This is a genomic window from Ferrovibrio sp., assembly GCF_019636075.1.
Lineage (GTDB): Bacteria > Pseudomonadota > Alphaproteobacteria > Ferrovibrionales > Ferrovibrionaceae > Ferrovibrio.
On sequence record NZ_JAHBYG010000083.1, the window covers coordinates 1 to 4,312 of the forward strand.

5 protein-coding genes are annotated in these 4,312 nt (G+C 63.1%); 3 read left to right on the forward strand and 2 right to left on the reverse strand.

What is annotated here, in order from left to right; genetic code table 11:
- A partial coding sequence (locus tag KF827_RS19485) for a nucleotide sugar dehydrogenase (protein WP_291009282.1) occupies window positions 1–525 on the reverse strand: 525 nt, incomplete at its 3' end.
- Between the two features lie 34 nt (window positions 526–559).
- On the reverse strand, window positions 560–1,438 hold the full coding sequence (galU, locus tag KF827_RS19490) for a UTP--glucose-1-phosphate uridylyltransferase GalU (RefSeq protein WP_291009286.1): 879 nt from the start codon (window positions 1,436–1,438) through the stop codon (window positions 560–562).
- Window positions 1,439–1,645: 207 nt separating this feature from the next.
- Between galU and KF827_RS19495 the strand changes: the two genes are divergently transcribed.
- The 3 genes from KF827_RS19495 to KF827_RS19505 are packed head-to-tail and all read left to right on the forward strand — an operon-like array spanning window position 1,646 to window position 4,250.
- Window positions 1,646–2,449: an enoyl-CoA hydratase gene (locus KF827_RS19495; RefSeq protein ID WP_291009288.1), complete on the forward strand. Its 804-nt coding sequence runs from the start codon at window positions 1,646–1,648 to the stop codon at window positions 2,447–2,449.
- Between the two features lie 18 nt (window positions 2,450–2,467).
- Window positions 2,468–2,950 (forward strand): CoA-binding protein, encoded by a 483-nt coding sequence (locus KF827_RS19500; protein WP_291009291.1) that lies wholly within the window; start codon window positions 2,468–2,470, stop codon window positions 2,948–2,950.
- Window position 2,951: 1 nt separating this feature from the next.
- Complete coding sequence (locus KF827_RS19505; protein WP_291009294.1) at window positions 2,952–4,250, forward strand: O-acetylhomoserine aminocarboxypropyltransferase; 1,299 nt, start codon at window positions 2,952–2,954, stop codon at window positions 4,248–4,250.
- Window positions 4,251–4,312 lie beyond the last annotated feature (62 nt).

Below are 4,312 nucleotides of genomic sequence, written 5' to 3' on the forward strand. Positions count from 1 at the left end.
TTCGCTCTCGGCGCCGCAAACCACGCGGTCGGGCCGCATGAAATCCTCGATCGCCGCGCCTTCGCGCAGGAATTCCGGATTGGAGGCCACTTCGAAATCCGCATCGGGGCGCGTGGCGCGGATGATGCGTTCCACCTCGCGGCCCGTTCCCACCGGCACGGTTGATTTCGTCACCACCAGGGTGGGCCGGGTCATTGCCCGGGCAATCTCCTCGGCGGCGGCATACACATAGCTGAGATCGGCCTCGCCATCGCCGCGCCGCGACGGCGTGCCCACCGCGATGAACACCGCATCGGCCTCTGCCATGGCGGCAGTAATATCCTGGGTGAAGGACAGCCGGCCGGCCTTCACATTGCGCGTCACCAAATCCTCGAGGCCCGGCTCGAAGATCGGGATCTCGCCCTGCTCCAGCGCTTCGATGCGCGCCGGGTTCTTGTCGACGCAGACCACCGCATGGCCGAATTCGGAAAAGCAGGCCCCGGATACGAGGCCCACATAACCGGTACCAATCATCGCCACGCGCATGCTGTTGACTCTCCCCCGAAAGCTGCGGGACTAACTAAAGCGACTTGTAAACGTCGCGCACGATGGCGGCGGCATCGGCACGCAGATCGGCACGATCCAATGCAAACGCGATATTGGCGTGCAGGAAGCCGACCTTGTCGCCGCAATCATAGCGTTCGCCCTTGAAGCGCAGGCCATGGAACGGCGCTTCGCCGATCATGCGGGCCAGCGCATCGGTGAGCTGGATTTCGCCGCCTGCGCCCTTCTGGCCCTGGTCGAGATAATCGAACACGCGGGGCTGCAGGATGTAACGGCCGATCACCGCCGTGGTGCTGGGCGCGGCCACCGGCTCGGGTTTTTCCACCAGGCCCTTCACTTCCACCAAGCGGCCTTCGGCATTGCCCGGATCGATCACGCCATAGCGGCGGGTATGTTCGCGCGGCACTTCCATGGCCGCGATCATGTTGCCGCCCACTTCGTTATAGGCTTCCACCATCTGCGCCAGGCAGCCGGTGCGGGCCAGGATCAGGTCGTCGGCCAGCAGCACCGCGAACGGCTCGTTGCCCACCAGCGCCTTGGCGCAGCGCACGGCGTGGCCCAGGCCCAGCGGCTCCATCTGGCGCGTATAGGCCACCTGGCCAGCCTGCGGTATCCAGCTATGCAGAGCATTCAGCAGGTCGCGCTTATCGCGCCCGCGCAAGGTATCCTCAAGCTCGTAGGACCTATCGAAGTGATCTTCGATGGCCTGCTTGCCGCGACCGGTGACGAAGATGAATTCCTCGATGCCGGCTGCCTTCGCCTCTTCCACCGCATATTGGATCAGCGGCTTGTCGACGACGGTAAGCATCTCCTTCGGCATTGCCTTGGTGGCGGGAAGAAAGCGCGTGCCGAGGCCGCCGACAGGGAACACGGCTTTGCGGACAGGACGGATCATGGAGCGAGACCTTTTTGTATCTTACGGACGATTCGTGTACCCGATCACCGTGGCGGTGGTTTTACGCCGCCACAGCCCTGGGCGCAACGGGGACTGGCTTAACGGCGGAATACGGCTGAATTATGCCTGAAATGCGCTGAACTGCCGACATTTGCCGGAAACCCGCGCCGCGCTATAGTCAGCCTCCGATTTCGAGGGAGAAATGCCGTGTCTGCCGCGCTCGACCAGTCCGACGCCGAACCGTTGCTTGCCGAGCAGCCGGAACCCGGCATCCTGCGCCTCACTCTGAACCGCCCCCGGGCCTATAATGCCCTCTCAACGGCGCTGATGGCCGCGTTGCAGGCTGCCTTGGATGCCGCCCGTGGGGATCCAGCCGTGAAGGTGGTGATCCTGAAGGCGGCTGGTAACGGCTTTTGCGCCGGCCATGACCTGCGCGAGGTGCGCAGCCTGCAAGGGCATGCCGCGCTGGAGCGCCTGTTCAAGCAATGTTCGCGTCTGATGCAAAGCATCGTGGCCCTGCCCAAGCCGGTGATCGCCCAAGTGCATGGCACGGCCTCGGCCGCCGGCTGCCAATTGGTAGCCAGCTGCGATCTTGCGCTCGCCGCCGAAAGCGCGCGCTTCGCCACGCCGGGCGTGAATATCGGGCTGTTCTGTTCCACGCCGATGGTGGCTTTGTCGCGCAATGTCGGCCGCAAGCGTGCCATGGAAATGCTGCTGACCGGCGAGTTGGCCGATGCGGCACGCGCCGCCGAGATCGGCCTGATAAACCGCGCCGTGCCCGATGCGGCGCTGGAGCAGCAAACCCTGGCGCTGGCCCGTCTGATCGCCTCGAAATCCCCCCTCACGGTGAAAACCGGCAAGGAAGCCTTCTACCGCCAACTGGAAATGCCGTTGGCCCAGGCCTATGACTATGCCGCCCAGGTGATGACGGAAAACATGCTGGCGCGGGATGCCCAGGAAGGCATCGATGCCTTCATCGAAAAACGCCCGCCGGTCTGGCAAGGTTGCTGAGATAAACGAGCTGCTGAAATGAACCACGACAGCTATTCCGACGATTTCATCCGCGCCATCCTGCGCGAAACCCGGGTGATCGCCATGGTGGGCGCCAGCCCGAACTGGAACCGCCCATCCTATTTCGCCATGAAATATTTGCAGGCCAAGGGCTATCGGGTGATCCCGGTAAACCCGCGCGAGGCCGGCAAGGAAATCCTTGGTGAAAAAGCCTATGCCGATCTGGCGAGCATTCCGGTAAAGGTGGACATGGTGGATTGCTTCCGCAATTCCGACAGCATTCCGCCGATTGCCGAAGACGCGATCAAGATCGGCGCCAAGGTTTTGTGGATGCAGCTTGGCGTGCGCAACGATGAAGCCGCCAAGCGTGCCGAGGATGCCGGGCTGAAAGTGGTGATGAACCGCTGCCCGAAGATCGAATATGGCCGCCTCTCGCGCGAGATCGGCTGGATGGGTGTGAATACCGGCGTGATTTCCGCCAAGAAGCAGCAGCGGGTTTGAGATGACCGACAAAAACAACAAGCCCGAAACCTACGGCTTCGATACCTTACAGGTGCATGCCGGCACCGCGCCCGACCCGCATACCGGAGCGCGCGCCACGCCGATCTACCAGACCACCGCCTATGTGTTCGACGACGTGGACCATGCCGCTTCGCTGTTCAACCTGCAAACCTTCGGCAATATCTACACCCGCCTGACCAACCCGACCACGGCGGTGCTTGAGCAGAAGGTGGCGGCGCTGGAGAATGGCCGCGCAGCCACGGCCGTGGCCAGCGGCCATGCGGCCCAGCTTGTGGTTTTCCACATGCTGATGAATCCCGGCGATCATATCGTTGCTTCACGCAAACTCTATGGCGGTTCGATCACCCAGTTGGGCGTAAGCTTCAAGCGGTTCGACTGGCAGACCAGCTTCGTCGATCCCGACGATATAAACGGCTTCGCCGCCGCCATCACGCCCCGCACCAAGGCGATCTTCGTGGAAAGCCTGGCCAATCCCGGCGGCGTGATTTCCGACCTGGAGGCGCTGGCGAAAGTGGCCCATGCGGCCGGCATTCCGCTGATCGTGGATAATACCATGGCCACGCCCTATCTGTGCCGACCGTTTGAATGGGGCGCCGATATCGTGCTGCATTCGGCCACCAAGTTTCTCGGCGGGCATGGCAATTCCATGGGCGGCGTGATCGTGGATAGCGGCAAGTTCGATTGGGGCCAGAACGACAAATTCCCCCATGTGGCAGCTCCCACGCCGGCCTATCACGGCCTCTCCTTCTGGGAGACATTCGGCGACATGGCCTTTGCGGTCGCCTGCCGCGCGGTGAGCTTGCGCGATCTCGGCCCCGCCATCTCGCCCTTCAATGCCTTCCAGATCATCACCGGCATGGAAACGCTGAGCCTGCGCATGCGCCAGCATTGCACCAATGCCCAGGCGGTGGCCGAATTCCTGGCGCAGCATCCGAAAGTGGCCTGGGTGAGTTATGCCGGCCTGCCGACCGACCGCTACAATGCGTTGGCGAAGAAATACCTGCCCAAAGGCGCCGGCTCGGTTTTCACCTTCGGCGTGAAGGGTGGCTATGCGGCTGGCGTGAAGCTGGTGGAAGGCGTGAAAATCTGGTCGCACCTCGCCAATATCGGCGATACCCGCAGCCTGATCATCCACCCTGCCTCCACAACCCACCGCCAGCTCACGCCCGAACAGCGCCAAGCCGCCGGCGCCGGCGACGACACCGTGCGGCTTTCGGTAGGCATCGAGGATGTGGCTGACCTGATCCGCGATCTGGGCACGGCGCTGGACGCAGCGTAACGGTTATTCCGCCGCCTGCGCTTGTGCTTCAGGCTGCGCTGCGGCTTCGGCCTTGCGGCTGC